We start from the raw sequence: 25,716 nt of genomic DNA, 5'->3' as shown, positions 1-25,716 counted from the left end.
CTCCGTGCATACACAGATACCCTTGACACGTGACCGACGCCCAAGAGACCGCAGCAGACACTTCACTGCGAACCACCGGGGGCGCTCCCCCGGACGACGTCGCCCCGGCGCCGATCCCCTTGCTGGAGCCGCGCGAGGGCATTCCCCCGGTGGTGACGTCCGACGACGCCCTGGCCCGGGTGATCGCCGCCTTCGCCGCGGGCACCGGCCCCGTGGCCGTCGACGCCGAGCGCGCCTCGGGGTACCGCTACGGCCAGCGCGCCTATCTCGTACAGCTGCGCCGCGAGGGCGCGGGCAGCGCCCTGGTCGACCCGGTCGGCTGCCCCGACCTCTCCGGTCTCGGCACCGCGCTGGACGGCACCGAGTGGATCCTGCACGCCGCGACCCAGGACCTGCCGTGCCTGCGGGACATAGGCATGACCCCCACCTCGCTGTTCGACACGGAGCTGGCGGGGCGGCTCGCGGGCTTCCCGCGTGTCGGCCTCGGCGCGATGGTGGAGAACGTCCTCGGATACGCCCTGGAGAAGGGCCACTCCGCGGTCGACTGGTCCACCCGCCCGCTGCCCGAGCCCTGGCTGCGCTACGCCGCCCTCGACGTCGAGCTCCTGATCGACCTGCGCGACGCGCTGGAGGAGGAGCTGGAGCGGCAGGGCAAGCTGGAGTGGGCCCGCGAGGAGTTCGACGCCATCGCCGCCGCGCCGCCGGCCCCGCCGCGCAAGGACCCCTGGCGCCGTACGTCGGGCATGCACAAGGTGCGCCGCCGCCGTCAGATGGCCGTCGTCCGGGAGCTGTGGACCACCCGTGACCAGGTCGCCCAGCGCCGGGACGTCTCGCCGGGCAAGGTGCTCGGCGACGCGGCGATCGTCGAGGCCGCGCTCGCGCTGCCGGCCGACGTGCAGGCCCTGACCGCGCTGCCGGGATTCGGCCACCGCATGGGCCGCCGTCAGCTGGAGCAGTGGCAGGCGGCCGTGGACCGGGCCAAGGCGCTGCCGGAGTCGGCGCTGCCGCAGCCGGGCCAGCAGCCGGCCGGGCCGCCCCCGCCGCGCTCCTGGGCCGACAAGGACCCGGCCGCCGCCGCCCGGCTCTCGGCCGCCCGCACGGCGGTCTCCGAGCTGGCGGAGCGCCTGCACATGCCCCAGGAGAACCTGATCACCCCGGACACCGTGCGCCGACTCTGCTGGGAGCCCCCGAAGAACCCGACCCCGGGCGCCGTCGAGGACACCCTCGCCGGGTACGGGGCGCGGAACTGGCAGATCCAGCAGGTCGCCCCGCTCCTGGTCCGGGCGCTGGACGCCACCGCCTGACACCCGCGAGGAGCTGACCCGGGGGGGGCGGGCATGGGGACCACGGCGTACGGGGACTGGATACGCGACTTCGAGGCGGCGCGCGACGAGCGCACCGAGCGGGGCGATCCGGATTGGCGGACCGCGGTCGCCCTGGCGCCCTCGATCCGGCGCAGCGTCCAGCGTTTCCAGGTCGGCGAGGACGGTGACGGGGCCGAGCTGATCACCAAAGCGGAGGCGGCCGGTGACGCGGAGTACGCGTCGGCGGTGCGGATGTTCGTCGCGGAGGAGCGAAATCACGCCAGGTTGCTGGCGCTTCTGCTGGCCTCCGGCGGCGCGCCGGTGATCGCCTCGCACTGGAGCGACCGGGTCTTCGTGACGCTCCGCCGGGCCCTGGGGCTCCGCCTCGAACTGCTCGTCCTGATGATCGCGGAGGTCGTCGCGCTGCGGTACTACCGGGCGCTGCGGGACGGGGCGGACGATGCCCTGACGCGGGAGGTGGCGGGGCGGATCCTCGCCGACGAGGAGCGGCACGTGCCCTTCCACTGCCACCGCCTGCGCCGCGCGCTGCGCCCGCTGCCGCCGCCGGTGCGGGTGCTGGTCACCTCCGGGTGGCGGGCAGCCCTGGCCGCGGTCGCGCTGGTGGTGGCCGTGGACCACGGGCCTGCGCTGCGGCGGCTGGGGGCGGGCCGGTTCCGGTTCGCCCGTGAGGTGGTCCGGTCCTCGGGGCCGATCGCGGCGACGATGCGGTGAGGGGAAGTCCGCCCGGGGCGGTGTGACCTTCGACGCTCCGGCCGTGGGGGGTGGGCAGTCTGGTTACCCGCAAGTAGCATGAGGGCAGGCGGTGCGTCCCCGTGGCGCGCCCCGCAGCAGTGCCATCCCGCACCCTGGAGGAGAGCCACCGTGCCTCGTACCATCCGGGACGTCGTCTTCGTCGACGGCGTCCGCACCCCGTTCGGCAAAGCGGGCCCGAAGGGCATCTACCACGAGACCCGCGCCGACGACCTCGTCGTAAAGGCCATCCGGGAGCTGCTGCGCCGCAACCCGGACCTGGACCCCAAGAAGATCGACGAGGTCGCCATCGCCGCGACCACGCAGATCGGGGACCAGGGCCTGACGCTGGGCCGCACCGCCGGAATCCTGGCCGGTCTGCCGCAGTCCGTCCCCGGCTACTCGATCGACCGCATGTGCGCGGGCGCACTGACCGCCGTCACCTCGACGGCCGGTTCCATCGCCTTCGGCGCGTACGACGTCGTCGTGGCCGGTGGCGTCGAGCACATGGGCCGCCACCCGATGGGCGAGGGCGTCGACCCGAACCCGCGCTTCGTGTCGGAGAAGCTGGTCGACGAGTCCGCCCTTTTCATGGGCATGACGGCGGAGAACCTGCACGACCGCTACCCCACGATCACCAAGCAGCGCGCCGACGAGTACGCGGTGCGTTCGCAGGAGAAGGCCGCCAAGGCGTACGCCAACGGCAAGATCCAGCAGGACCTGGTACCGGTCTCGGTGCGCCGCACCAACGCCGAGGCGGGCGAGACGGGCTGGGGCCTGGTCACCGCCGACGAGCCGATGCGCCCAGGCACCACCCTGGAGTCGCTGGCCGGCCTCAAGACCCCCTTCCGCGCCCACGGCCGGGTGACGGCCGGTAACGCCGCGGGGCTCAACGACGGCGCCACCGCCTCGCTGCTCGCCGCCGAGGACGTCGCACGCGAGCTGGGCCTCCCGGTCAAGATGCGCCTCGTGTCGTACGCCTTCGCGGGCGTCGAGCCGGAGGTCATGGGGTACGGCCCGATCCCGGCGACCGAGAAGGCGCTGGCCCAGGCCGGTCTGACCATCGACGACATCGGTCTCTTCGAGATCAACGAGGCGTTCGCCGTGCAGGTGCTCGCCTTCCTGGAGCACTACGGCATCGCGGACGACGACGCGCGCGTGAACCAGTACGGCGGCGCGATCGCGTACGGCCACCCGCTGGCCTCCTCCGGTGTCCGGCTCATGACGCAGCTGGCCCGGCAGTTCGAGGAGCAGCCCGAGGTCCGCTACGGCCTGACGACGATGTGCGTCGGCTTCGGCATGGGCGCCACGGTCGTCTGGGAGAACCCGCACTTCAACGCTGACGGAGGCAACAAGTGAGCTCCACCACTGAGCTTCTGAAGGGTGCGGCCGAGCTGTTCCCCGGCGAGGTCGTCACGCAGGCGCACGTACGCCACCTGGACCTGCCGTCCGGTGCCGGGCGGTTCGCGCTCATCACGCTGGACAACGGCCTGGACCACACCAAGCCGACCACCTTCGGACCGCAGTCGCTGGCGAACCTGGACGCCGCGATCGACCAGGTCGAGAAGGAGGCGTCGGAGGGCACCATCACCGGCGTCGGCATCACCGGCAAGCCGTTCATCTTCGCCGTCGGCGCCGACCTCAAGGGCGTCGAGCTGCTCGGCCGCCACGAGGACGCGCTGGCGATCGGCAAGGGCGGCCACGACGTCTTCCGCCGCCTCTCCGGCCTCGCGGTCCCCACCTTCGCCTACTACAACGGCGCGGCGATGGGCGGCGGTGTCGAGGTCGGTCTGCACTGCGCCTACCGCACCGTCTCCACCGCCATCCCGGCATTCTCGCTGCCCGAGGTCTTCCTCGGTCTGGTCCCCGGCTGGGGCGGCTGCGCGCTCCTCCCGAACCTGATCGGCGCGGACCGCGCGGTCTCGGTGATCATCGAGAACTCGCTCAACCAGAACCGTCAGCTCAAGGGCAAGCAGGTCTACGAACTCGGGATCGCCGACGCGATCTTCGAGGGCGCGGACTTCCTGGAGCAGTCGCTCATCTGGACCGCGGCCGTCCTCAAGGGCGAGCTCGCCGTCGAGCGGCCCGAGATCGACCGCGGTGACGCCTGGGACGCGGCTGTCGCCCGCGGCCGGGCCATCGCCGACTCCAAGGTGCACGGCGCGGCCCCGGCGGCGTACCGCGCGCTGGACATCATCGCGGCGGCGAAGGACGGCGACCTGTCCGCCGGCTTCGACGCCGAGGACCAGGCGCTCGCGGACCTGATCATGGGCGGCGAGCTGCGCAGCGGCATCTACGCCTTCAACCTGGTCCAGAAGCGCGCCAAGCGCCCGGCCGGCGCCCCGGACAAGAACCTGGCCCGCCCGGTCACCAAGGTCGGCGTCGTCGGCGCCGGTCTGATGGCCTCGCAGCTGGCGCTGCTGTTCCTGCGCCGCCTGGAGGTCCCGGTCGTCCTCACGGACATCGACCAGGAGCGCGTCGACAAGGGTGTGGGCTACGTCCACGCCGAGATCGAGAAGCTGCTCGGCAAGGGCCGCATCAACCAGGACAAGGCCAACCGCCTCAAGGGCCTGGTCTCCGGTGTCCTCGACAAGGCCGAGGGCTTCGCGGACGCGGACTTCATCATCGAGGCCGTCTTCGAGGAGATCGGCGTCAAGCAGCAGGTGTTCGCGGAGGTCGAGGCGGTCGCCCCGGCGCACGCGATCCTCGCCACCAACACCTCCTCGCTGTCGGTGACCGAGATGGCGTCGAAGCTGAAGAACCCCGAGCGGGTCGTCGGCTTCCACTTCTTCAACCCGGTCGCGATCCTGCCGCTGCTGGAGATCGTGCGCGGCGAGCAGACGGACGACGCGTCGCTGGCCACGGCGTTCGGTGTGGCCCGGAAGCTGAAGAAGACCGCGGTCCTGGTGAAGGACGCCCCGGCGTTCGTCGTCAACCGCATCCTCACCCGCTTCATGGGCGAGATCCAGAACGTCATCGACGAGGGCACCCCGGTCGAGGTCGCGGAGAAGGCCGTCGAGCCGCTCGGCCTGCCGATGTCCCCGCTGGTGCTCCTGGAGCTGGTCGGCCCGGCCATCGGCCTGCACGTCTCCGAGACCCTGAACCGCTCCTTCCCGGAGCGCTTCACCGTCTCGCAGAACCTCGCGGCGGTCGTGAAGGCCGGCAAGCGCGGCTTCTACGTCTACGACTCCGGCGCGCCGGTCCTCGACCCCGAGGTCGCGGCGCTCCTCAAGCAGGGCGACACCGTCCTCACCGAGGAGCAGACCCGCGACCGCGTGCTCGACGCGGTGGCGCAGGAGATCGGCCTGATGCTGGACGAGGGCGTCGTCGCCGAGGCCCAGGACATCGACCTGTGCCTGATCACCGGTGCGGGCTGGCCCTTCCACCTGGGCGGCATCACGCCGTACCTGGACCGTGAGGGCGTCTCCCAGCGGGTGAACGGCAAGCCGTTCCTCGCGCAGGGTGTGGCGAGCGTGCCGGCGTAGCCACTCCGCTGTGGACCAACGAGCTCGGGACGTACGGGATTTCCTTCCTGTACGTCCCGAACCCGTATCGGTACTCGGCCGGGCCGGTCGGCATCCGGGCCACCCACCGCTTGGACAAATGTTCTACACTGATCGGCCAGTCGACCATTCACGGACCGGCCACACCCCCCACCCGAGTCCCCCGTACTCCCCCGCCCCCGCGGGGCATGAGATGTGAGGACTCGCGCACGATGAGCAACGACGAGACGCCCCCGGGCCCCCGCGCCTCCCGACGCGCGGCGAAGCCCCGCAAGCGCCGCCGCGGCCTCAAGATCACGCTCGGTGTCCTGCTCGTCCTGCTGCTCGCCACCGGTGGCACCCTCTACTGGCTCTACAGTCAGCTCGACGGGAACATCAAGGGCGTCGACATCAACAAGGCGCTCGGTGAGGACCGCCCGGAGAAGCTCCCCACCAGCGGGCAGAACCTGCTGGTCCTCGGCTCGGACTCCCGTGCCGGGGCGGAGAACAAGGAGCTGGGCGGCGGAGGCTCCGTCGGCGGCGCGCGCTCCGACACCGCGATGGTGGTTCACATACCCGAGGGCCGGTCGAAGGCCGTCGCCGTCTCCATCCCGCGCGACACCCTGGTGACCCGGCCCGAGTGCGTCAAGGACGACGGCTCGACGGTGGCGGGCAAGGAGCGCGTCATGTTCAACTCCGTCTACGCGCAGGTCGGTCCGGCCTGTGTCGTGAAGACGGTGGAGAAGATGTCCGGCGTCCGCGTCGACCACTACCTGGAGATCAACTTCGCCGGGTTCAAGGACCTGGTCGACGCGATCGGCGGGGTCACCGTCGACGTACCGCAGGACATCGACGACAAGGCGTCCGGGCTGCACCTCACCGCGGGCCCGCAGAAGCTGGACGGCACCGAGTCCCTGGCGTACGTCCGGACCCGGCACGGCATCGGCGACGGCAGCGACCTCGGCCGTATCGGGCTCCAGCAGCAGTTCCTGATGGCCCTGCTGAGCGAGGTCAAGTCGCAGGACCTGCTGGGCAGCCCGACGAACTCGTACAAGATCGCCAAGTCCGCCACCAAGTCGCTCACCACCGACTCGGGGCTCGCCTCGCTCACCTCGCTGGCGGAGTTCGCCCGCTCCATGAACGGCGTCGACCCGGCCTCCATGGAGACGATCATGCTGCCGGTGGCGTACGACAAGATCGACCCGAACCGGGTGATCGCGTCCGAACCGCAGTCCGGTCAGCTGTGGAAGGCGATCCGCGAGGACAGCACGATCCCCGAGGAAGCGAAGAAGTCCCCCGCCACCGGAGGCTGACGGGCCGTCGCCCCGCTCTCCCCGTGACATCCTGCCGGGATGAGCGAGGACGAAGCGGTGCTGGTGATCGTGGACGCCGCCAATGTGGTCGGGTCCGTGCCCGACGGCTGGTGGCGGGACCGGCGCGGGGCGGCGGTCCGGCTGCGCGACTCCCTGGTCCCGTACGCCGCGGCCGGGCTGCCGGGGCTGCCGGGACCGGTCGAGATCGTGCTCGTGGTCGAGGGAGCCGCCCGGGACGTCGACTCCGTGGCCGGGGTCCGGGTCGTATCGGCCCCGGGGAGCGGTGACGACCTGATCGCCGAACTGGCGGCCGCCGCAGGCCCGGACCGGGAGTGCGTCGTCGTCACCGCCGACCGCGGACTGCGACAGCGCATCGAGGCGTACGGGGCCCGGTGCGTGGGGCCCCGTACGGTACGTCCACCGCGCCGACCGGGGAACGAGAGCATGTCGGGCTGATGAAGATTTCGGGGAAAGGCTGCCCTTTTCAGGATCGAAGAGGCAGACGCGACTCCTGCGGCAGGGTGGACTCCTGTACGGTCGTCCCCGACCCCGTGCCGTCAAGGCGTGCCACGAGCCCCCGCACGTCGGCCCGCGCCCCGCGCTGTGTCCCGTCGGTACGCACGGTCGCACCCGAAGTCGCTTGCCGTGTCCGGCACTTCACTCACCCGGCCTGCGGAGACCGGCCGGGTGAGGCCCTGGGCGAGGTGCACTCGGCGCAGGTTCTCGACACGGCTCCTGATCCAGACGTGAGTAAGGAAAGCGCATGGCACAAGAGCACGATCCTGATAGTCACATACCACCACGGCAGGCCACGTCCGGGACGAGCGGCGGTTCCGGAACCGGGGCTTCCGCGAGTTCACCGGTCTCCGTCCGCCGGGCGGTCACCATGCGAGGCACTGCGGGGGAACCCGGCGGCGCTCTGGCGCCGGCCGCTCAGCGCGGCCGCTCCGAAACCCCGTCCTCGTCGTCCGAACCCGATGCGAGCGCGCACGGCCCGACGAGCGAACCCGAGCAGGACAAGGAAGCCGAGCAGCCGGCGTCGCAGAGGCAAGGGGCGGAGGCCCCTGCCAACGCCGCGGCCCTTCGCGGTAGCGGCACTCCGAAGCCGTCGGAGAGGAAGCCCTCGGCAGAGGCATCAGCCGCCGCCGGGGGAACGGGCGCGGCTTCGGCGGCGGAGCCCACCTCGGAACCGGCCGCGGCAGCCGCCTCCGGCGGATCCCCGGAAGCCGCGACGGCAGTGGCGTCTCCGGGCGGCGGTGCGGGGACGCACACGGACGAGGAGCCACCCGGCAACAGGCCCAAGAAACCGATGCTGGCCGCCGCGGCGATCGTCGGCGCGGTCCTGATCTCGGTGCCGTTCCTCGTAGCGGGGCAGGACGACGACCGCAAGCCGGAGAAGGACCAGACCCAGAACGCGGCGGGCACGGTTCTGGACGCCCAACGTCTCCCTGCCCCGGAGACCTACACCAGCGAGTCGCCGAAACCCTCCGTGAAACCCAGCAAGAAGGAGACGGCGAAGCCCTCCGCCCCGCCGGCGCCCAAGCCGGTGGTCGTGCCTCCGTCCCCGAGCCCTTCGGCGAGCAAACCGGCGGAGACGAAGCCGAAGAAGAAGGCGGCGACGGGCCCACCACCGGGGACGGCGGCCGCCGCACTGGCAGGCCTCGCCAAGAGCGACCCCGAGGGGCGGCACATCTGCTATCGCGCCTTCGTCTCCGGTCAGGGCTGGCAGTCGGCCGTGTGCGACGGGACGATGACCGGGACATCGGGGCAGGGCAAGAAGATCACGGCCCTCAACATCGCGGTCTGGAACGTCGAAGGCTCCTCGGCCAACGCTCTGCTGCACGAAGGGGGTTCGTCGAGCGCGAAATGGGCTCCGAGCTGGACAGCCGTCGTCGGCGACGGCAAGAACAACTACATCGGCAGTTCGAAGCCCGGCGCACCGTTCCTGACGGGCTTCGCCATGAACGTCGGCAAGGGCAGCGTCTGCCACACCGCCAAGATGCAGAACGGCGGCTGGGGGCAGCAGTTCTGCAAGAACGGCCGACCTGAGTACATGTTCGTCGGCACCACCGACAACAACAACTGGTTCGAGGCCGTCAAGCTGACGGTATGACGGCCTCGGCCGATCGCTCTCCCGCGCAGGACGGAGCCCCCCGGGTGTGGACCCGGGGGGCTCCTCCTTGCGGCATCGGCACATCGTCGGCTCCCCCGCCGACGTCGGCCCCTCTCACGACGGACTCCTAGCGCCCCTCCTTGGCCATCCGGCTGTGGGAGCGCCCGTAGACGAAGTAGATGATCACGCCGAGCACCATCCAGGCGCCGAAGCGCACCCAGGTCTCCACCGGCAGGTTCAGCATCAGCCAGACCGACGCTGCTACGGAGACGATCGGGAGCAGCGGGACCAGCGGCGTACGGAAGGCGCGGGGCAGGTCCGGGCGGGTGCGGCGCAGGACGAGGACGCCGAGGGCGACGACGACGAACGCGAAGAGCGTGCCGATGTTCACCAGGGTGGCGAGCTCCTCGATGCTGGTGAATCCGGCGATGATCGCGATCAGCACGCCGAGCAGGATGGTCGGACGGTACGGGGTGTGGAAGCGCGGGTGGGTCTTGGAGAAGAAGCGCGGGAGCAGGCCGTCGCGGCTCATCGCGAAGAAGACCCGGGTCTGGCCGAGCAGCAGGATCATGCAGACCGTCGTGAGCCCGACCGCCGCGCCGAAGCTGATCAGACCGGCGTAGAACGGATGCCCGGTGGCCTTGAAGGCGTCGGCGAGCGGGGCGCTGACGGACAGGTCCTTGTAGTTCTGCATGCCGGTGACCACGATCGAGACCGCCACGTAGAGCACCGTGCAGATGATGAGTGAGCCGAGGATGCCGCGCGGCATGTCGCGCTGGGGCAGCTTGGTCTCCTCGGCGGCGGTGGCGACCACGTCGAAGCCGATGAAGGCGAAGAACACGATGGAGGCGGCGGTGAAGATGCCCATCACGCCGAAGCTGGTGGGTTCGTAACCGAACATCAGCTGCACCAGCGGGGCGTCCCAGCCGCCGCCCGTCTCCTGGCTCTCGGCCGGCGGGATGAACGGCTTGTAGTTCTCGGCCTTGATGAAGAACAGGCCCGCGATGATCACCATGAGGACAACCGCGACCTTGACCGCCACCACGACCGAGGTGACCCGGGCGGAGAGCTTCATGCCGATGACCAGGATGACGGTCAGCACCAGCACCAGGGCGAAGGCGAGGATGTCGAAGCCGAATCCCGCCGCCACGTCCGTCCCCGAGAGCACGTCGGGCAGGGCCCAGCCGGCGTTGTCCATCAGGGACCGGATGTAACCGGACCAGCCGACGGCGACCACCGCGGTGCCGAGCGCGAACTCCAGGACCAGGTCCCAGCCGATGATCCAGGCCACCAGTTCGCCCAGCGAGGCGTAGGAGAAGGTGTACGCGGACCCGGCCACCGGGACGGTGGAGGCGAACTCCGCGTAGCAGAGCGCGGCGAGACCGCAGACGACACCCGCGACGACGAAGGCGATCGCGGTGGCGGGGCCCGCCGTCTCCTTGGCGACCTGGCCGGTGAGGACGAAGATTCCGGTGCCGATGATGACACCGACGCCGAAGACCGTCAGGTCCAGGGCGGAGAGGGACTTCTTGAGCCCGTGTTCCGGCTCCTCGGTGTCGCGGATCGACTGCTCGACGGATTTGGTGCGGAACATGCCTTTTCCGCGGGGTGGTGTGACCTGCGCGCTCACCTGCGTACCTCCACGCACTCGTTGTGAACGCCATGATGAGGACCGAATAGCGCAAGAACACGCCAGTTGGCCCGTTTCATGCGAATGGGCCGGGAGAACCACCCGGACAGGGGTCGTCTTCCCGGCCCATCGGCCCGATAACAGGTCAGTCGCGGGCGGGCTCCACCGCGCGGCTCTCGAAGCGGCCGTCGAGCTTGGCGACCAGGCCCGTGACCTGCCGGGCGATGTCCGGCGCGGTCAGCCCGATGTCGGCCATGACCTCGCCGCGCGAGGCGTGGTCGAGGAAGACCGGCGGGATGCCGAAGTCGCGCAGCGGTACGTCGACACCGGCGTCGCGCAGGGCCTGGGCGACGGCGGAGCCGACACCTCCGGCGCGGCTGTTGTCCTCGACGGTGACGACGACGCGGTGGCGCTCGGCGAGCGGGGCGAGCGCCTCGTCGACGGGCTTGACCCAGCGGGGGTCGACGACGGTGCTGGAGATGCCCTGGGCGTCCAGCAGGTCGGCGATCTCCAGGCACATCGGGGCGAGCGCGCCGACGGAGACGATCAGGACGTCCGGGCGGGCCGCCTTGGGCTTGCGCAGGATGTCCATGCCGCCGGCCTTGCCGACCGCCTGGACGGCGGGGCCGACCGCGCCCTTGGAGAAACGGACCACGGTGGGCGCGTCGTCGACGGCGACGGCCTCGCGCAGCTGGGCGCGGACCTGGTCGGCGTCGCGTGGGGCGGCGATCCGGAGCGTGGGCACGCACTGGAGGATCGACATGTCCCACATGCCGTTGTGCGAGGCGCCGTCCGTGCCGGTGATGCCGGCCCGGTCCAGGACGAAGGTGACGCCGCACTTGTGCAGGGCGACGTCCATCAGGACCTGGTCGAAGGCGCGGTTGAGGAAAGTGGCGTAGACCGCGAAGACCGGGTGGAGGCCGCCGGTGGCGAGGCCGGCCGCGGAGACCGCGCCGTGCTGCTCGGCGATGCCGACATCGTAGATCCGGTCCGGGAAGGCCTCCTGGAACTTGCCGAGGCCGACCGGCTGGAGCATGGCGGCGGTGATCGCGACGATGTCCTCGCGCTCCTGGCCGAGCTTGACCATCTCCTCGCCGAAGACGGAGGTCCAGTCGAGGCCGGAGGTGGAGATCGGCAGGCCGGTGTCCGGGTGGATCTTGCCGACCGCGTGGAAGCGGTCCGCCTCGTCCTCCAGGGCCGGGGTGTAGCCGCGGCCCTTCTCGGTGAGGCAGTGCACGATGACCGGGCCGCCGAAGCGTTTGGCGCGCTGGAGAGCGGATTCCAGGGCCTCGATGTCGTGGCCGTCGATGGGGCCGACGTACTTCAGGCCGAGGTCCTCGAACATGCCCTGCGGGGCGATGAAGTCCTTGAGGCCCTTCTTGGCGCCGTGCAGGGTGTCGTACAGCGGACGGCCGACGACGGGCGTGCGCTCCAGGAAGTCCTTGCCGCGGGCCAGGAACCGTTCGTAACCGTCGGTCGTACGGAGCGTGGCGAGATGGTTGGCCAGGCCGCCGATCGTCGGGGCGTAGGAGCGCTCGTTGTCGTTGACGACGATGACGAGGGGGCGGTCCTTGGCGGCGGCGATGTTGTTCAGCGCCTCCCAGGCCATACCGCCCGTGAGCGCGCCGTCACCGATGACCGCGACGACGTGGTCGTCCTTCTTCAGGACCTCGTTCGCCTTGGCCATGCCGTCGGCCCAGCCGAGGACCCCGGAGGCGTGGCTGTTCTCGATGATGTCGTGGTCGGACTCGGCGCGGGAGGGGTAGCCGGAGAGGCCGCCCTTGCTCTTGAGCCGGGAGAAGTCCTGGCGGCCGGTGAGCAGCTTGTGGACGTAGGCCTGGTGGCCGGTGTCCCACAGCACCTTGTCCTTGGGGGACTCGAAGACCCGGTGCAGGGCGATGGTGAGCTCGACGACGCCCAGGTTGGGTCCGAGGTGGCCGCCGGTCTTGGACACCGCGTCCACCAGGAAGGTGCGGATCTCCTCCGCGAGCTGGTCCAGCTCACCGAGGCTGAGCCGGTCCAGGTCGCGCGGTCCCTTGATGCGGGTCAGCAGATCCACCCGTGCCTCCTTGCGTTTGAGCTGATCGAGCGTGCCGATCCGATGAGTCTAATGTTCCGCTACCGGACGTGAGCAGCGGGCGGGCCTGTTCGTAGCGATACCCGGACACGCGCAGGTGCCCGGCAGCCCCTGTCGGGACGCCGGGCACCTGCGCGAACGTGCGGTCAGGCGCGACCCGCGGTCTTCTGGGTCTTACGGGTGACGGAGTCGATGACGACCGTGGCGAGCAGCACGGCGCCGGTGACCATGTACTGGATCGGCGTGGCGATGCCCTCCAGCGACAGGCCGTACTGGATGGAGACGATCACCATGACGCCGAGCAGGGCGTTCCAGGTGCGGCCGCGGCCGCCGAAGAGGCTGGTGCCGCCGATGACGGCCGCCGCGATGACGTTCATCAGGAGGTCGCCGGTGCCGGAGCCCTGGTTGGCCGCCGCGATCTTGGAGGCCCAGAACAGGCCGCCGATCGCCGCGAAGGTGCCCGCGATGGAGAAGACGGAGATCCGGATCGCGGTGACGTTGATACCGGCACGCCGGGAGGCCTCGACGCTGCCGCCGAGCGCGAAGATCTTCCGCCCGTAGGCCGTCCGGCGGAGCAGGAAGTCCGTGCCGACCAGGACGATCAGGAAGAGGACCAGCGCGAGCGGCAGGCCGCGGTACTGGTTGAACATGTACGCGGCGGCGAAGGCGAACAGCGCGAGGACCGCGGTGCGCACGGCGATGTCGGCGATCGGGCGGGACGGGATGCCCGCGGCCTCGCGGCGGCGGGTGTCCAGGAAGGCGGCGGCGAAGTAGCCGACGACCGCGACGGCGGCGAGCCCGTAGGCGGCGGCGACGTCGGTGAAGTAGTACGTGGTCAGCTGGCCGACCACCCCTTCGCCGTCCAGGTTGATCGTGCCTGAGTCGCCGAGCAGCTGGAGCATGAAGCCGAGCCAGAACAGCAGGCCGGCCAGGGTGACGGCGAAGGCCGGGGCCCCGATCCGGGCGAAGAAGAAGCCGTGGATCGCGCCCATCACCGCGCCGCTGACGATGGCGACGACGATCGCCAGCCATTCGTTCATGCCCTGGGTGACGCTGAGCACCGCGACCAGGGCGCCGGAGACACCGGAGACGGAGCCGACCGAGAGGTCGATCTCGCCGAGCAGCAGGACGAAGATGATGCCCACGGCCATCATGCCGGTGGCGACCATGGTGACCGCGATGTCGCTGATGTTCTTCGCGGAGAGGAACTCGGAGTTCAGGCTCTGGAAGACGATGGCGATGATCGCGAGGCCGATGATCACCGGGATCGAGCCCAGGTCACCGCCGCTGATCTTGCGCTTGAACTCGGTGAGGTAGCCGGCGAAGCCCTGCTCGCGGATGAGCAGCCGGGGGTCGATAACCGTGGCGGCGCCCTCGGCGGCGTCCGGGTTGCCGACCGGCGGCGCGTCCACCGGGTCGCTGCCCTTGTCGAGCGAGGTGCTGCTCTTGTCCACCGTGTTGGTGGTCTCGTCGGTGGTCACTTGGAAACCTCCGCGTTGCGCGCCGCACGTCGGGTCACGGCGTTGTCCGTGGCGCCCGTGATGGCGGAGATGATCTCTTCCTGGGAGGTGGTCTTCACATCGAAGACACCGTTGTTCCGGCCCAGCCGGAGCACGGCGACCTTGTCGGCCACGGCCTTCACGTCGGCCATGTTGTGGCTGATGAGGATGACCGCGTGACCGCGCTCGCGCAGCCGCTCGACGAGGTCGAGGACCTGGGCGGTCTGCTCGACGCCGAGGGCCGCGGTCGGCTCGTCGAGGATGACGAGCTTGGGCTCACCGAGCATCGACCGGGCGATGGCCACGGTCTGGCGCTGGCCGCCGGAGAGCGAGGCGATCGGGATGCGGACGCTCGGGATCCGGATGGAGAGCGTGGAGAGCAGCTCGCGGGAGCGGCGCTCCATCTCCACCTCGTCCAGGATGCCGAACTTGCGCAGCTCCCGGCCCAGGTAGAGGTTGCCGACGACATCGATGTTGTCGCACAGCGCGAGGTCCTGATAGACGGTCGCGACGCCCAGGTTCTGGGAGTCGTGCGGCTTGTTGATCTGCACCGCCCGGCCTTCCCACTCGATGACGCCGTCATCGATGGGGTGCACTCCGGCGATCGTCTTGACCAGCGTTGATTTACCGGCGCCGTTGTCGCCGACCAGGGCGACCACCTCGCCGGCGTGGACCTCAAGCTCTACATCGGTGAGTACCTGGACGGCACCGAAGCGCTTGGAGACCCCTCGCAACGCCAACACGGGCGTAGCGGACACATGAACCATCTCCTTCGCCGCCTGACCGGCGGGGATGCCGCGCCCGGGGGAAGGCGCGGCGGTGTCGAGCAGAAGAGATACGGGAAGAGCGGTGAAGCGTTCCGTCCGGCGCCCCGCCCGGTAGCGGGACGGTTGGTGTGCGGGACGCCGGACAGGCTTCCTGACGCGGGCGGGCCGGGAGCCTGCGCCCGCGCGGGCGGTGGGCCGCCCGGCCCTCACGCGGGGGCGCGGCGGACCGGGTGGCTGTGGAGCGGGCGGGACCCGGCAGCTCGGGGGCGGGCCGGGTCCCTGGGGCCGGAGCCCCGGGGGACTACTTCAGACCGATCTTGTCGCAGTCGGCCTTGTACTTGGCCGAGCAGATCTCGTCCAGCGTCCAGATGCCGTCCTTGAGGACGGTGTCCTGGATGTTGTCCTTGGTCAGCGAGACGACCGGGACGAGGACCGTCGGGATGCCCTTGGTGGTGGCGCTGTCGACCTTGGAGGTGGCGATGGAGTCGAGCTTCTCGCCCTTGGCGAGGGCGACGGCCATCTCCGCGGCGACGATGCCCTCGGCCGGGTAGGACTTGTAGACGCTCATGAACTGCTCACCGGAGACGATGCGCTGCACACCCGCGAGCTCGGCGTCCTGGCCGGTGACCGGCGGGAGCGGCGAGAGGCCGGCGCCCTTGAGGGCGGTGATGATGCCGCCCGCCATGCCGTCGTTGGCGGAGTAGACGCCGTCGATCTTGTCCTTGCCGAGCGCGGTGATCGCCGCTTCCATGTTGGCGTTGGCGTTCTCCGGCTTCCACTCCTTGGTGTCGTACTCCTTGCCGTACTTCACCTTGCCGTCGAGGACGGACTTGGCGCCCTTCTTGAAGAGCGCGGCGTTCGGGTCGGTGATCGCACCGTTCATCATCACGATCGTGCCGCCGTCGGCCTTGTCGCCCAGGGCCTCCAGCAGGGCGGTGCCCTGGGCCCGGCCGACCTCTTCGTTGTCGAAGGAGGTGTAGGCGTCGATGGGGCCCTCGGCGAGGCGGTCGAAGGCGACGACCGGGATGCCGGCGTCCTTGGCCTTCTTGACGCTGTTGGCGATCGCCTTGGAGTCGACCGAGCCCAGGATCAGGGCGTCGACCTTGTTGGTGATCATGGTGTCGACCTGCTGGGCCTGCGTGTTCGCATCCTGCTTGGCGTTGGCGTAGGTGACCTTCGCCTTGCCGTCGGTGAGCTCGCTGATCTTCTTCTCGATGATCGGCCGGTCGAACTTCTCGTAACGGGCCGTCTGGTTCTCGGGAAGGAGCAGACCTATCTTCAGGTCGTCGCCCTTCTTCTCCGAGCCCTGCTCGGCCTTGTCGCCGGACTCCTTGGCGCTCCCGCAAGCGGCCAGCGAGATCGCCATCGTGGTGGCGGCAACGGCAACGGCGGCACGACGCATACGCGTGTTCATTCTCGAACCTCCCTGACGAGGCCGCGACGTTGCGGCCGAGGTGGCTGGAAGTCAACTCGGCCCCAGCGCCAGCGTCAAGGAGTAAATCCTTAACGAGATGACAACGGTGCCATTCGTTATCTAAGTGAAGGCAGGAGTGGCCACGGGGAGGGTGCTCTCCAAAAGGGTTGAATCCCCCATCTCGCTGAGCACCAGGGCGAGTGCGCCCAGCACCTCGGCACGGCCGCCGAGCGCCCCGGGGAGGACCGAGAGCTGCCGGGCGGCGCTGGGGATCGCGTACCGCGACACGGAGTCCCGTATGGGCCCCAGAACCAGCTCCCCGGCCTCCGCCAGCGAGCCGCCGAGCACGACGCGGCTGGGGTTGAGCAGGTTGCACAGGTTGGCCACTCCGCTGCCTATGTGGCGGCCCACGTCCCCGATCACCCGGCGGCACCCCGGATCGCCCTCGCGGGCCAGCTGGACCACCCGCTCCATGGTGAGCCCGGGGCCGTGGCTGGGCTGGAGCAGCGGCAGGACGTAGCGGGCGGCGGTGAAGGTCTCCAGGCAGCCGCGGTTGCCGCAGCGGCAGACCGGGCCCGACTCGTCGAGCGTGATGTGCCCGATCTCGCCGGCCGTGCCGCCGGGACCCCGGTAGATGGTCCCGTCGATCACCAGACCGGCGCCGACCCCGCTGGCCACCTTGATGTACGCGAGGTCCTTGACGCCCCGGCCGCTGCCCCAGACCAGCTCGCCCAGCGCCCCGAGGTTGGCGTCGTTGTCGACGTACACGGGCACGCCGAGGCGGCCGGAGAGCTCCTCGCTGGGGTTGATGCCCGTCCAGCCCGGCAGGATCGAGGTGGAGCCCAGCGTGCCGGACTCGACGTCGATGGGGCCCGGCACGCCGAGACCGACGCCGATCACCTTGTCCGGGCCGATCCCGGTGGCCTCGATCAGCCGGTTGACCAGCACCTCGGCCCGGCCGAAGCCCTCGGCGGACGAGGCGTCGACGTCCAGCGGCTCGGACTCCTCGGCGAGGACCTGGTGGGCGAGGTTGCCGACGGCGACGCGCAGATGCGTATGGCCGAAGTCGACGCCGATGACGATGCCCGCGTCACCGCTGAGCGAGACGCTGCGGGCCCGCCGGCCGCCCGCCGAGGTGGGCGTGACCTCGACCGTTCCGCCTTCCTTCAGCTCCCGGACGATATTGGAGACCGTGGCCGCGGACAGCCCGGTGCTCCGGGCGATCTCCGCCTGGGTGAGCGATCCCGCCATCCGTACGGCGCGGACGACCCGCTCCAGATTGGCCCTGTGCAGTGATGTCTGCGATCCGGGAGTCTCCATCGACTCATCCACTCCTGCCCTTGGCGGGCGGCCCCTGAGGACCGCCCCGGCCGGGGCCGCAGCGATGAGACCCCCGCTTCCTCCAACATGTGAACTCTAAGCTGACCGTTCGGGGGTGCCTCCCGTCAAGACCTGAGCACCGGCGCACCCCATAACGGCCCGGTGCCCCGGCGGATCGAGTCCGCCGGGGCACCGGGCCGTTGTGCATACGTGACCTTCGGGTGGCCTACTTCAGCGCGCCCGCCGTCAGTCCGGAGACGACCTGGCGCTGGAAGATGATGTAGGCGGCCAGCACGGGCAGCATCGCGATCACCAGGCCGGCGAAGAGACCGGAGTAGTCGCCCTTGTACCCCTGGCTGGAGGCCAGCTCCACCAGGCCCTGCGCCAGCACCCGCTTCTCCGGGTCGGTGTTCAGCACCGTCGGCAGCATGTACTGGTTCCACTGCCCCAGGAAGTTGAAGATCCCGACGCTGATCAGGCCGGGCTTGGCCATCGGCAGCATGACCTGGAAGAACGTGCGGGTGTGCGAGGCCCCGTCGATGATCGACGCCTCCGCCACCGAGGTCGGCAGCGTACGGAAGAACGAGGTCAGGAAGAACACGGTGAACGGCAGCGAGTACGCGATGTACACGAGGATCAGGCCGTGGATCGTGTTCAGCAGCCCCATGTTGTCCATGACGTAGAACAGCGGGACCAGCGCCAGCATGATCGGGAAGCTCATGCCGCCGACGAACAAGAAGTAAATGAAGCGGTTCCCGGGGAACTCGAAGCGGGCCAGCACATAGGCGGCCATGGACCCGAGGACCAGGGTGCCGGTGAGCGAGCCGCCCACCACCAGGATGGTGTTCAGGAAGTACTCGCTCATATGGGCCTGGCTCCAGGCCCGGCCCCAGGCGTCGAAGCTCAGCGAACTGGGCAGCGACCAGGGGGTGTTGAAGATGTCCGAGTCGGTCTTGAACGAGGACATCACCGCCCAGAACAGCGGCAGGACGACCATGATCGCCCACAGGATCAGCACCCCGTGCGAGAAGACGTTGAGGACGGTGCCCTCGCTGCTCTTCGCGGGGGCGGAGGCGCCCTTGGAGACCGTGCCGGCCCGCTGGGCCGGGACCTTGGCCGCGTCGGCGTCGGACGGGGTTCCGGAGGGCCCGGACGGAGGGGTGTCAGTGGTCTTCATCAGAACTCCAGCCGCTCGCGCCGGCCCACCCGCATGACGATGGCGGCGAACGCCAGCGTCACGATGAGCAGGGCGACACCGATCGTGGTCGCGTAGCCCGCCTGTCCGTCACGGAACGCCGACTGGTACACGTACAGCGGCAGGACGGTGGTCGAGTAGTCGGGCCCGCCGGGGCCGACGCTCATGATGTGGACGATGGCGAAGCCCTCGGCGCCGAGCGCCAGGATGCCCATGTAGACCCAGCCGGACTGGACCGTGTCCCACAGCAGGGGCAGCGTGATCCGGAAGAAGGTCGTGAAGCGGCTCGCCCCGTCCAGCAGGGCCGCCTCGTAGAAGTCCTTGGGGATGGAGGCCATGCCCGCGGAGAACAGCACCACGAAGAAGCCGGTGGTGCACCAGACGAGGACCGCCATGATGACCCACAGGGCCAGGTTCGGATCGCCCAGCCAGTCCGGTACGTCCGTGAAGCCGACGGCCTTCAGCGTGCCGTTGATCATGCCCTGGGCCGGGTCGAAGGCGAACTGGAACAGGATGGCCACGATCGCGATCGAGAGCACCTGCGGGAAGAAGTACGCGATCTTGTAGAACCCCGAGCCCCGTACGCCGGTGACGGCGGCGCCCTTGCGGCGCCGCCCGCCGACGTTGAGCATGAAGGCGAAGAAGAGCGCGAGGCCCAGCGTCACCAGCGGGAGCAGCACCGCCAGCAGCACACTGTGCTGCAGCGATTTCCAGAAGACGTCGTCGTCGAGCATCTTGGTGTAGTTGTCGAACCCGACCATCTTGAAGTCGGGGCTCAGACCCGTCCAGTCCGTGAACGAGTAGTAGATGGACTGGATGAAGGGCCAGATGACGAAGATGACGTACAACGTCATCGGGACCACCAAGAACCCGACTATGAACCGGTATTTACCGTGTTGCATCGTTACCGACTCCGACCTTCCCGTGCTGCCCGCCGCTGGTGACGCGTGGTCACTGGTGCTTGAAGTGCTTGATGGACTGGTCCTTGGCGGTCGCGTCGGCGAAGGCCTGGATCTTCTTGATGGTCTCGGCCGGCTTGGCGCGGCCCGCCATCATCTCGCCGAGCGCGGCGACACCGATCTGCTCCTTCTGGAGCTTCACGTACCAGTCCTGCAGGCGCGGGTTGACCACGTTGGTTCCGGCCTTCTCCAGCGCGGCGACACCGGACTTGAGGCCGTCGGACAGCTCGATGCCGTCCGTGCCGCCGTTGAAGGCGGACAGCGACTTCGTGCTGGTGGTGAAGGACTTGGAGGAGGCCTCGCTGAGCATGATGCGCAGCTGCTCCATGCCGCCCTCGACGTTCTTCGCCTTGCTCGGGACGATGAACGGCTCGCCACCGGACGCCCAGAGGGTGCCGAAGGGCATCTTGTCGGAGGAGTCGAGGCTGGAGGGGGCGCCCACGGACAGCTTGAAGTCCTTGGGGATGATCGCCGCCTCCTCGTTCTCCACCCAGGAGCCGTTCGGGATGAACAGCGCCTTGCCGCGGGCCCAGGCGCCCTGCGAACCGCGGTGGTCCAGGCCGGGGGTGCCCTTGAGGATGTAGTCCTTGGCGACGAGCTCGTAGTACGCCTCGAAGGCCGCCTTGACCGCGGGGTGCTCCCAGGCCTTCGGCTCCAGGTTGTCGATCGCGTCGAGGACCTCGACACCGCCGATCTTGGCGATGAAGGGGTACAGCGAGAAGGGGAGGTAGTAGGGGTGCTTGCCGGGGTAGGTCCAGCCGGCGATGCCCTGCTTCTTCGCCTTCGCGCAGAGCGCGAGCATGTCGTCCCAGTTCTCCGGGTACGTGGCGTCGAGCTTCTCCAGCGCGGTCTGCGAGTACCAGACGCCGTAGACCGTGTACGCGTAGTACATGATCCAGACCGGGTCGCCGTCGAACTGGCCCATCTCGACGATGCCGGGCCGCAGGGTGTCGCGGACCTTCTTGGCGGGGTCGTCGATGGAGGGGGCGTCGAGGAGCGGGGTCAGGTCGGTCAGCTGCTTCTTGCCGACCAGGACGCCCATGTCCATCTGCTGCGCACCGGAGTTGTCGATCAGGTCCGGCGGGGTGCCACCGTTGAACCGCGGCTGAAGAACCGACTGGATCTTCTGCGTCGCCGAGAACTTGACCTTCGCCTCGGGGTAGGTCTTCTCGTAGACGGCCTTGGCGTCCTCGGCGTACTTGGTACCGAAGCCGCCGTCGAAGATGACGATCTCCAGCGGGGCGCTGCCGTTGACGGCCAGCGGGTTCTTGTCGCTCTTTTCGCCCTTTTCGACCTTGTCGTCGCTGCTGCTGTCGCCGCTCGCGCAGGCGGACAGGAAGCTCATCGTCGGAACAGCGATCAGGCCGAGTGCGGCAGAACGCTTGATCAGATCGCGACGGCCAAGGCCCTCATTGTTGTGGGCGGAGGTGGATCCCATGCTCAAGTCCTCGCCTTCTCCAGGACTCAGGCGGTGTGCCGGTCACCCGTCGAGAATTCGCCTCAGGCGAAGGGCCCCGCCACCGCGGTCAGTTGCGCTTGGGTCATGCGGATATGCAGATGTACCGGACAGGCCGGTGCGATGAGGATGCCGGGAGACCGTACAGCGAGGACGCCCTCGGCGTCCTCGCGACGTTCCTGTTTCCCCCGCGCACACCCGCGTGAAACGGCTGTGCAGATGCCGACAGGTATAGTCCACTTGTCGCCAACTGAGCAAGATCGAAAGCAGGTTTGGGCGGCAGTCTTTCCCGAGTTGAGACCTCACGGATACCTCGGCGCCCCGCCCCCTCCTCCCGCGGCGGCTATTTCACCATTCCGGCCGATTCGCCTACGGGCCGCGCGGCAACACCCTTGACACGTCCCGTCACTTGGCTCCCTACTGGACCTTGCATCCCGCTATGACAACGTTGTCCAGGCATTTTCCCGGGGAGGAACGGCTCGGCATGCAGCCACCACGCGGCCTCAACCACGGCTCCGACACAGCCCCTCACGCGGTCCCCCGCCCGGCCCCCCGCCGGAGACGGACCCCCACAGCAGCCGCCCTCGCGGCATCCCTCGTCCTGGTGGTGATCGCCCCCGCGGTCGCCACCGCACAGCCCTCCTCGCCGGACCGGAAGCCCTCCGGCGACCGGACGTTCACCACCTCCTTCGAGGCGGACGAGAAGCAGCCGGACTGGCGCAACACCGTCGAGGAGGGCCCCGACGGCAAGAAGCGGTCCTCCGGTGTCGACGGGGGCTTCTCCTCCGGCATACCGGGCAATATGACCGACCGGGTGACCGAGGTGCGCGCGAGCGCCGAGAACACCGCGGGCGGCGAGGTCAAGGAGAACCTCGTCGACGTCGAGCCCGGCTCCAAGTGGCTGACGTTCGCGAAGACCGGCTGGGCCGAGTTCGATCTGGACGAACCGGTCAAGGTCGTGACGTACGCGCTCACTTCGGCCAACGACCACGCCGAACGGGACCCGAAGGACTGGACACTCCAGGGCTCGGCGGACGGCAAGGAGTGGACCGACCTCGACACCCGCACCGGCGAGTCCTTCGCCAAGCGGCACGAGACGAAGAGTTACGACTTCGCGGGCGACACCGCCTACCAGCACTTCCGGCTGGAGATCACCAAGAACAACGGCGCGGACGCGCTCCAGCTCGCCGACGTTCAGTTCTCGAACGGTGACACCTCGACCCCGGTGCCCGAGGAGATGCGCAGCCAGCCCGACCGCGGCCCCTCCGGCTCCCCCACCGCGAAGTCGGGTGCGGGATTCACCGGAAAGAAGGCACTGCGTTACGCGGGTACGCACACGCCCGACGGACGCGCGTACTCGTACAACAAGATCTTCGACGTGAACACGGCCGTCACCAAGGACACCGAGCTGTCCTACCTCGTCTATCCGCAGATGGGCGAGACGGATCTGAACTACCCGGCCACGCACGTCGCGGTGGACCTCGCCTTCACCGACGGCACATACCTGAGCGACCTCAAGGCCACCGACAGCCACGGCGGGCTGCTGACCCCGCAGGGCCAGGCGGACGCCAAGCGGCTCTACGTCAACCAGTGGAACAAGGTCGCCGCGCGGCTCGGCACGGTCGCCGCGGGCAAGACGGTCGACCGGATCCTGGTGGCGTACGACTCCCCGAAGGGGAAGGCGAAGTTCCAGGGCTGGATCGACGACATCTCGATCGCCCCGAAGAAGCCGGAGAAGCGCAAGGCGCATCTGTCGGACTACGCGCTCACCACCCGCGGCACCAACTCCAGCGGCGGCTTCTCGCGCGGCAACAACATTCCGGCCACCGCGGTCCCCCATGGCTTCAACTTCTGGACGCCGGTGACCAACGCCGGTTCGCTGAGCTGGCTGTACGACTACCACCGGGGCAACAACGCGGACAACCTCCCCACACTCCAGGCCTTCGGCGCGAGCCATGAGCCGAGTCCGTGGATGGGTGACCGGCAGACCTTCCAGCTGATGCCCTCGGCCGCGAGCGGCACCCCGGACGCCTCCCGCACGGCCCGGGCGCTGCCCTTCCGGCACGAGAACGAGACAGCGAAGCCGCACTACTACGGCGTCACGTTCGAGAACGGCCTCAAGGCCGAGATGACGCCGACCGACCACGCGGCCCGTATGCGGTTCACCTACCCGGGCAAGGACGCCAGCCTGATCTTCGACAACGTCTCGAACGACGGCGGCATCACCCTGGACCCGAAGACCAGCTCGTTCTCCGGTTACACGGACGTCAAGAGCGGCCTGTCCACCGGCGCGACCCGGATGTTCGTGTACGGCGTCTTCGACGCGCCGGTCACCGACAGCGGCAAGCTGAAGGGCGGCGGGGGCGACGACGTCACCGGGTACTTCCGCTTCGACGCGGGCAAGGACCGCACGGTCAACCTGCGCCTGGCCACCTCGCTGATCGGCGTCGACCAGGCGAAGCAGAACCTGGCGATGGAGATCCCGGAGTCGACCTCCTTCGACCGGGTGCAGCGCAAGGCGCAGGGCGCCTGGGACGACATCCTCGGGACCGTCGAGGTCGAGGGCGCGAACGCCGACCAGCTGACGACGCTCTACTCCAGCCTCTACCGGCTCTACCTCTACCCGAACTCCGGCCACGAGAAGGTGAAGGGCAAGAACAAGTACGCCAGCCCCTTCTCCAAGGCGACCGGTGAGAACACCCCGACGCAGACCGGCGCGAAGATCGTCGACGGCGAGGTGTACGTCAACAACGGCTTCTGGGACACCTACCGCACGACCTGGCCCGCCTACTCCTTCTTCTCCCCGAAGAAGGCCGGCGAGCTGGTGGACGGCTTCGTCCAGCACTACAAGGACGGCGGCTGGACCTCGCGCTGGTCCTCCCCCGGCTACGCGGACCTGATGACGGGCACCAGCTCGGACGTGGCGTTCGCCGACGCGTATGTCAAGGGCGTGAAGTTCGACGCCGAGGCGGCCTACGACGCGGCGCTCAAGAACGCCACCGTGGCCCCGCCGTCCTCCGGCGTCGGCCGCAAGGGCCTGGAGACCTCGGTCTTCAAGGGGTACGCCAACACCGCCACCCACGAGGGCCTGTCCTGGTCCCTGGAGGGTTACGTCAACGACTACGGCATCGCCCGCATGGGCCAGGAGCTGTACAAGAAGACGAAGAAGGCGCGGTACAAGGAAGAGTCCGAGTACTTCATGAACCGGGCGCAGAAGTACGTCAAGCTCTTCGACGACAAGGCCGGGTTCTTCCAGGGCAAGAAGCCGAACGGCGACTGGCGCCTGCCCTCGGACCAGTACGACCCGCGCGTCTGGGGCTACGACTACACCGAGACCAACGGCTGGGGCTACGCCTTCACCGCCCCGCAGGACAGCCGGGGCCTGGCCAACCTGTACGGCGGCCGCGCGGGTCTGGGCAAGAAGCTGGACACGTACTTCTCGACGCCGGAGACGGCGGGCCCGGAGTTCGTCGGCAGCTACGGCGGGGTCATCCACGAGATGACCGAGGCGCGGGACGTGCGGATGGGCCAGTACGGCCACAGCAATCAGGTAGCCCACCACGCCACGTACATGTACAACGCGGCCTCGCAGCCGTACAAGACGCAGGAGAAGGTCCGCGAGGTGCTGGGCCGGCTGTACGTCGGCAGCGAGATCGGGCAGGGCATCCACGGCGACGAGGACAACGGCGAGCAGTCGGCCTGGTTCCTCTTCTCCTCGCTCGGCTTCTACCCGCTGGTGATGGGCAGCGGGGAGTACGCGATCGGCTCGCCGCTCTTCAAGAAGGTCACCGTCCGCATGGACAATGGCCGCAAGCTGGTCGTGAAGGCCCCGAAGAACAGCGACAAGAACATCTACGTGCAGGGCGTGAAGGTCAACGGCAAGAAGTGGACCTCCACGGCGCTCCCCCACGACGTGCTGGCCAAGGGCGGCACGCTGGAGTTCGCCATGGGCCCGAAGCCGTCGGCCTGGGGCACGGGCAAGGACGCGGCCCCGGTCTCGGTGCAGAAGGACGACAAGGTCCCGACGCCCAAGAGCGACGCCCTGAAGGGTGACGGCGCGCTGTTCGACGACACCTCGGCCACCTCGGCGACGGTGGAGTCGGTGGAGCTGCCGGTGTCCTCGGCCACGAAGGGCGTCCAGTACACGCTGACCTCGGCGGCGGCGGACAAGGCCCCGAAGGGGTGGACGCTCCAGGGTTCGACGGACGGCAAGAAGTGGAAGGACGTCGACCGCCGCTCCGGCCAGTCCTTCGCCTGGGACAAGCAGACCCGGGTGTTCTCGGTGGCGAAGCCCGGCTCGTACACGCAGTACCGGCTGGTGCTGACGGGTTCGGCGACGCTCGCGGAGGTGGAGCTGCTGTCCTGATCGTGACGCGGTGAGCGTGGGCGGCCGGTACCCCGGAAGGACGGGGTGCCGGCCGCCGGCGTGTCAGCGGT

General features: G+C 69.3%; 17 protein-coding genes. 8 read left to right on the top strand and 9 right to left on the bottom strand.

All coding sequences use genetic code 11. The annotated features are described in order from the left end of the window. Positions 1 to 29 precede the first annotated feature (29 nt). The 7 genes from WQO_RS27850 (at position 30) to WQO_RS36955 (ending at position 8,962) form a co-directional block, all read left to right on the top strand. Complete coding sequence (locus tag WQO_RS27850) at positions 30 to 1,304, top strand: HRDC domain-containing protein (RefSeq protein ID WP_073822919.1); 1,275 nt, start codon at positions 30 to 32, stop codon at positions 1,302 to 1,304. 33 nt (positions 1,305 to 1,337) lie between these two features. Beyond that, complete coding sequence (locus WQO_RS27845) at positions 1,338 to 2,036, top strand: ferritin-like domain-containing protein (protein ID WP_010059419.1); 699 nt, start codon at positions 1,338 to 1,340, stop codon at positions 2,034 to 2,036. Between the two features lie 150 nt (positions 2,037 to 2,186). Further along, positions 2,187 to 3,413 (top strand): thiolase family protein, encoded by a 1,227-nt coding sequence (locus WQO_RS27840; protein WP_010059420.1) that lies wholly within the window; start codon positions 2,187 to 2,189, stop codon positions 3,411 to 3,413. Then, positions 3,410 to 5,539: a 3-hydroxyacyl-CoA dehydrogenase NAD-binding domain-containing protein gene (locus WQO_RS27835; protein ID WP_010059421.1), complete on the top strand. Its 2,130-nt coding sequence runs from the start codon at positions 3,410 to 3,412 to the stop codon at positions 5,537 to 5,539. Before WQO_RS27840 ends, WQO_RS27835 begins: the two co-directional genes overlap by 4 nt. Positions 5,540 to 5,769: 230 nt before the next feature. Further along, positions 5,770 to 6,849 carry an LCP family protein gene (locus WQO_RS27830; RefSeq protein ID WP_010059422.1) on the top strand — a complete coding sequence of 360 codons (1,080 nt, stop codon included), beginning with the start codon at positions 5,770 to 5,772 and terminating at the stop codon, positions 6,847 to 6,849. 39 nt (positions 6,850 to 6,888) lie between these two features. Beyond that, entirely contained in the window at positions 6,889 to 7,305 is a 417-nt protein-coding gene (locus WQO_RS27825; RefSeq protein ID WP_010059423.1) for an NYN domain-containing protein, read from the top strand. Positions 7,306 to 8,158: 853 nt separating this feature from the next. Further along, positions 8,159 to 8,962 (top strand): hypothetical protein, encoded by an 804-nt coding sequence (locus tag WQO_RS36955; protein ID WP_010059425.1) that lies wholly within the window; start codon positions 8,159 to 8,161, stop codon positions 8,960 to 8,962. Positions 8,963 to 9,089: 127 nt separating this feature from the next. On the opposite strand, the gene WQO_RS27815 is transcribed toward WQO_RS36955, so the two are convergent. The 9 genes from WQO_RS27815 to ngcE all read right to left on the bottom strand — a co-directional run bounded on the left by WQO_RS27815 (position 9,090) and on the right by ngcE (position 21,261). Beyond that, complete coding sequence (locus WQO_RS27815; RefSeq protein WP_010059427.1) at positions 9,090 to 10,556, bottom strand: amino acid permease; 1,467 nt, start codon at positions 10,554 to 10,556, stop codon at positions 9,090 to 9,092. Positions 10,557 to 10,737: 181 nt separating this feature from the next. Continuing rightward, positions 10,738 to 12,651, bottom strand: coding sequence for a 1-deoxy-D-xylulose-5-phosphate synthase (gene dxs / locus WQO_RS27810; RefSeq protein WP_010059428.1), 1,914 nt, complete (start codon positions 12,649 to 12,651; stop codon positions 10,738 to 10,740). A gap of 164 nt (positions 12,652 to 12,815) precedes the next feature. Beyond that, complete coding sequence (locus tag WQO_RS27805; protein ID WP_193407239.1) at positions 12,816 to 14,150, bottom strand: sugar ABC transporter permease; 1,335 nt, start codon at positions 14,148 to 14,150, stop codon at positions 12,816 to 12,818. Continuing rightward, the gene (locus WQO_RS27800) at positions 14,147 to 14,935 is read right to left on the bottom strand and encodes an ATP-binding cassette domain-containing protein (RefSeq protein ID WP_010059429.1); all 789 of its coding nucleotides are present in this window, start codon (positions 14,933 to 14,935) and stop codon (positions 14,147 to 14,149) included. The genes WQO_RS27805 and WQO_RS27800 overlap by 4 nt, the downstream gene beginning before the upstream one ends. Positions 14,936 to 15,236: 301 nt before the next feature. Then, positions 15,237 to 16,349, bottom strand: coding sequence for a sugar ABC transporter substrate-binding protein (locus WQO_RS27795; RefSeq protein ID WP_010059430.1), 1,113 nt, complete (start codon positions 16,347 to 16,349; stop codon positions 15,237 to 15,239). A gap of 120 nt (positions 16,350 to 16,469) precedes the next feature. After that, entirely contained in the window at positions 16,470 to 17,669 is a 1,200-nt protein-coding gene (locus WQO_RS27790) for an ROK family transcriptional regulator (RefSeq protein WP_010059431.1), read from the bottom strand. Between the two features lie 226 nt (positions 17,670 to 17,895). Further along, the gene (locus WQO_RS27785) at positions 17,896 to 18,846 is read right to left on the bottom strand and encodes a carbohydrate ABC transporter permease (protein WP_010059432.1); all 951 of its coding nucleotides are present in this window, start codon (positions 18,844 to 18,846) and stop codon (positions 17,896 to 17,898) included. Beyond that, positions 18,846 to 19,766 (bottom strand): carbohydrate ABC transporter permease, encoded by a 921-nt coding sequence (locus WQO_RS27780; RefSeq protein ID WP_029182181.1) that lies wholly within the window; start codon positions 19,764 to 19,766, stop codon positions 18,846 to 18,848. The genes WQO_RS27785 and WQO_RS27780 overlap by 1 nt, the downstream gene beginning before the upstream one ends. A 49-nt stretch (positions 19,767 to 19,815) precedes the next feature. Beyond that, entirely contained in the window at positions 19,816 to 21,261 is a 1,446-nt protein-coding gene (gene ngcE, locus WQO_RS27775) for an N-acetylglucosamine/diacetylchitobiose ABC transporter substrate-binding protein (RefSeq protein ID WP_010059434.1), read from the bottom strand. 502 nt (positions 21,262 to 21,763) lie between these two features. On the opposite strand from ngcE, the gene WQO_RS27770 reads away from it, so the two are divergent. Continuing rightward, complete coding sequence (locus tag WQO_RS27770) at positions 21,764 to 25,645, top strand: GH92 family glycosyl hydrolase (protein ID WP_029182182.1); 3,882 nt, start codon at positions 21,764 to 21,766, stop codon at positions 25,643 to 25,645. Positions 25,646 to 25,716 lie beyond the last annotated feature (71 nt).

Source organism: Streptomyces globisporus C-1027, assembly GCF_000261345.2.
GTDB lineage: Bacteria > Actinomycetota > Actinomycetes > Streptomycetales > Streptomycetaceae > Streptomyces > Streptomyces pakalii.
The sequence above is the reverse complement of the archived record's forward strand: the minus strand, read 5'-3'. Positions and strand labels throughout refer to the sequence as shown.

Coding starts and splice junctions, on each gene's coding strand:
- ngcE (WP_010059434.1), bottom strand. CDS start 21,261: ATGGGATCCACCTCCGCCCACAACAATGAGGGCCTTGGCCGTCGCGAT.
- WQO_RS27830 (WP_010059422.1), top strand. CDS start 5,770: ATGAGCAACGACGAGACGCCCCCGGGCCCCCGCGCCTCCCGACGCGCG.
- WQO_RS27770 (WP_029182182.1), top strand. CDS start 21,764: ATGCAGCCACCACGCGGCCTCAACCACGGCTCCGACACAGCCCCTCAC.
- WQO_RS27785 (WP_010059432.1), bottom strand. CDS start 18,846: ATGAAGACCACTGACACCCCTCCGTCCGGGCCCTCCGGAACCCCGTCC.
- WQO_RS27795 (WP_010059430.1), bottom strand. CDS start 16,349: ATGAACACGCGTATGCGTCGTGCCGCCGTTGCCGTTGCCGCCACCACG.
- WQO_RS36955 (WP_010059425.1), top strand. CDS start 8,159: ATGCTGGCCGCCGCGGCGATCGTCGGCGCGGTCCTGATCTCGGTGCCG.
- WQO_RS27825 (WP_010059423.1), top strand. CDS start 6,889: ATGAGCGAGGACGAAGCGGTGCTGGTGATCGTGGACGCCGCCAATGTG.
- WQO_RS27845 (WP_010059419.1), top strand. CDS start 1,338: ATGGGGACCACGGCGTACGGGGACTGGATACGCGACTTCGAGGCGGCG.
- WQO_RS27790 (WP_010059431.1), bottom strand. CDS start 17,669: ATGGAGACTCCCGGATCGCAGACATCACTGCACAGGGCCAATCTGGAG.
- WQO_RS27780 (WP_029182181.1), bottom strand. CDS start 19,766: ATGCAACACGGTAAATACCGGTTCATAGTCGGGTTCTTGGTGGTCCCG.
- WQO_RS27800 (WP_010059429.1), bottom strand. CDS start 14,935: ATGGTTCATGTGTCCGCTACGCCCGTGTTGGCGTTGCGAGGGGTCTCC.
- WQO_RS27815 (WP_010059427.1), bottom strand. CDS start 10,556: ATGTTCCGCACCAAATCCGTCGAGCAGTCGATCCGCGACACCGAGGAG.